Origin of the sequence: Pyrobaculum sp. (assembly GCF_049971835.1) — an archaeon.
In the GTDB taxonomy this organism is placed as follows: Archaea; Thermoproteota; Thermoprotei; order Thermoproteales; family Thermoproteaceae; genus Pyrobaculum.
The window spans coordinates 1-2,500 of the sequence record NZ_JBMFKV010000242.1; the positions used below are offsets into that span (position 1 = coordinate 1).

4 protein-coding genes are annotated in these 2,500 nt (G+C 52.0%); 1 reads left to right on the forward strand and 3 read right to left on the reverse strand.

Features of this window, described 5'->3' with window-relative positions:
* Window positions 1–135: 135 nt before the first annotated feature.
* Window positions 136–1,188: a DUF262 domain-containing protein gene (locus ACP5J3_RS13095; RefSeq protein WP_428496092.1), complete on the reverse strand. Its 1,053-nt coding sequence runs from the start codon at window positions 1,186–1,188 to the stop codon at window positions 136–138.
* 71 nt (window positions 1,189–1,259) lie between these two features.
* Here ACP5J3_RS13095 and ACP5J3_RS13100 point away from each other — a divergent pair, with 71 nt between their 5' ends.
* Window positions 1,260–1,607 (forward strand): hypothetical protein, encoded by a 348-nt coding sequence (locus ACP5J3_RS13100; protein ID WP_428496093.1) that lies wholly within the window; start codon window positions 1,260–1,262, stop codon window positions 1,605–1,607.
* A 42-nt stretch (window positions 1,608–1,649) separates the two neighbouring features.
* On the opposite strand, the gene ACP5J3_RS13105 is transcribed toward ACP5J3_RS13100, so the two are convergent.
* Together ACP5J3_RS13105 and ACP5J3_RS13110 are read right to left on the reverse strand one after the other, a co-directional pair.
* Complete coding sequence (locus ACP5J3_RS13105; RefSeq protein WP_428496094.1) at window positions 1,650–2,039, reverse strand: hypothetical protein; 390 nt, start codon at window positions 2,037–2,039, stop codon at window positions 1,650–1,652.
* A 115-nt stretch (window positions 2,040–2,154) separates the two neighbouring features.
* Window positions 2,155–2,346 carry a hypothetical protein gene (locus ACP5J3_RS13110; protein ID WP_428496095.1) on the reverse strand — a complete coding sequence of 64 codons (192 nt, stop codon included), beginning with the start codon at window positions 2,344–2,346 and terminating at the stop codon, window positions 2,155–2,157.
* Window positions 2,347–2,500: the final 154 nt, after the last annotated feature.

Consider the following 2,500-nt stretch of genomic DNA (forward strand, 5'->3'; position numbering starts at 1 on the left):
CGAGTTTAAAAAACCGTTAGCCATGCCACCTCCTCCTCTTCTCACATTTTTAGCTCTAGGTGGCGGGGTTACTAACTATCCACATGTAACTGACAGAGGCGTCGGCAGATCTCGCCCCTCAGAGCAAGGAGGGGGTCAGCCTTCGGCTTTTGCTAGAGGCGCTTGTTCTCCCTGCCCCTTTAGGATGTCTAGCACGCTTCTGTGGCAACGCAGAGAGGAACCGTATTTGGCACACACCCCCATCGAGATCAGTAGCTTAATTAGCTTCTTCAGCTCTCTTTTTGTCTCCGGGTCCGCCTTGGCGTAGAGCGCTGACCGCGACTTGGAGCAGAACTGGCTCACACACGAGGCGAACGATTTGTAGAGGATCTCTATGGCCCTCTCCGCTGCGGTCTGCGACACCAGCTCCCCAGCCAGCTCCTTCTCTACGTCTTCTGGCCTCATCCCGCGCACGGTCGAGAGGACGAGGACTGGCAAGTCGTCTACAGTCCTCACCTTGGAGTAGTCGAGCGTCCTCGCCAGCTCGATAGCCTTCCTTATCTCTTCTTCCTTCCACCGCTCGATGATCCAGATCTTCTGCCTAACGCTCTCGTAGTGCCTCGCCTTTTTCTCGATGATGTAGTACAGCACCGCGAAGGCGAACAGCTTGCAGTCCAGCCTCGGGCTTATCCTCTTCGCGACCGGGCACAGCTCGCTGGCGAAGTCGTAGACAAGCCGATACCTAGAGTCTACAGCCCTCCTGGCCAGCACGACGTCGGCTATCGACAGCTTGGCCTGGGCCATGTTCAAAATCTGGAATATGTGCACTATCTCCTCCATAGAGCTGGCGCTCACCATAGCAACAAGCAACTGCGAGTTTTCAAGCTTAGCCTTCAGCTCGCTATCTAAGCTGTCTATGTAGTAGGCCCTCCCGCCAATGTATATAGGTATCTCACCCGAGAAGAACTTCATAATCGACGCCGTCCTGTTCAGCCCGTCCACAATGAAGTACTTATCCTCCTTCTCTATCCTGCCAAGCACAATTACAGACAGCTGGCCATACCCCTCAAGCAGATGAGAAACGTATCTAGTCATCTTGTCTCTGTCCCACACGACGTTCCTCTGAAACACTGGATCTAGCACAACCGAGGTGCGGACCAGGTTGAGGTAGTTCTTGACTGTAATCAGAGGCGTCATTACCTGGACCATGCGAGACACAAATCCCTACGTTTTTATACTTTTTCTGAAAAACGTTTTATTGCGCCACTTTCCGTCTTTTTGTGTACCAAGTTGCTATAGTCTGGAGACAGTACCCCTTCTCGTTCTTCAAAACTGTAGAGAGAGGAGTGGTGTACTACGGGCCACGGCCGCCAGACGAACTGCTGACGATGTACCTCATCTTGAAGTACCTCGCCAGGAAGGTCAGGGAAGAGTACCGCGAGAAGTACATAGAAGTAGACGTTGTGGCTGTGCCACCGCGGTTTTTGGTGGTAAAAAGCGGAAAGGAGATTATAGACTCGTTTGTAGTAGAGGTAGAGACAGAAGACGGAGTAGAGTTTGTAGCTAAGCTGAAAAGCATAGAAGAGGCGGTAGCGACAGAAGAAAAGAGCATTTCTCAAAACAGCTGATACAGACAGCCACAAACCCCGCCCTTTAGGGCGGAGAGGAGGTCAGCCAGAGGTGGGATTGCCACTTTCTGTCAACGTCTCGACCGCCGAGCGCTCTTTGGTACAGAAGGTGTCGGGGTCTGTCTCTACTAGGACGTACTTCCTGCTCAGAACCTTTACAGCAAAGCCGCGGCACGCGAGAATCTCGGCGAACTTAGATGGCACCTTCAGCCCGGCCACCCTCACGTTGAAGACGTAGCGTCGGCGGTTCATGCATATATCTCTCACCAGCGAGACGTACTCGCTCCACATCCTAGCGCTCTTGGTACACTTAACGTCTATCACCTTATCTATGTAGCAGTCCTCCCCCACCTTGACCAACGAGACCTCCTCCCCGCTCTCTGCGAGCAGTCGGAACAGCCTGTACCCCTCAAGGCAGTCAACACGCCTCATACACGCCCCAGAGGAGCAGATAGATCCACACCAGAGTATCTAGATATCCTCCCTACAGAGCCCCCCACTTGTCGAGAGAAAAGGGGAATTTAAAAAAATTATTTTTTAGAACCCCTTAGATAGAGGCGCTGGAGGCGACGCTCTTGCCTAACGTCTCAAACAGCTGGTTAAATAGCTTGAATATCATCATGAAGAACATGAACTGGAACATTATGTTCAGCAACGAGCTGAAGTCGAACTGTAGCGGCGCGGTGGTGCTAGCCACTTCTATAGCGGAGGTCTCGACCTCTTTCTTTTTGAACTGCATGAGTTGTAGCTCCCATTAATTTAAAAAACAGTCGTTCAGTAGGAGACGACTGTCCGTCCTTCTCTACTGACAGAGATCTGCCATGTTGCAACGCTCAGCCACAAATTTGCAACTCCAAGGCTTCTCCCCCTTGGCCATCCTCCCGACTTCATAC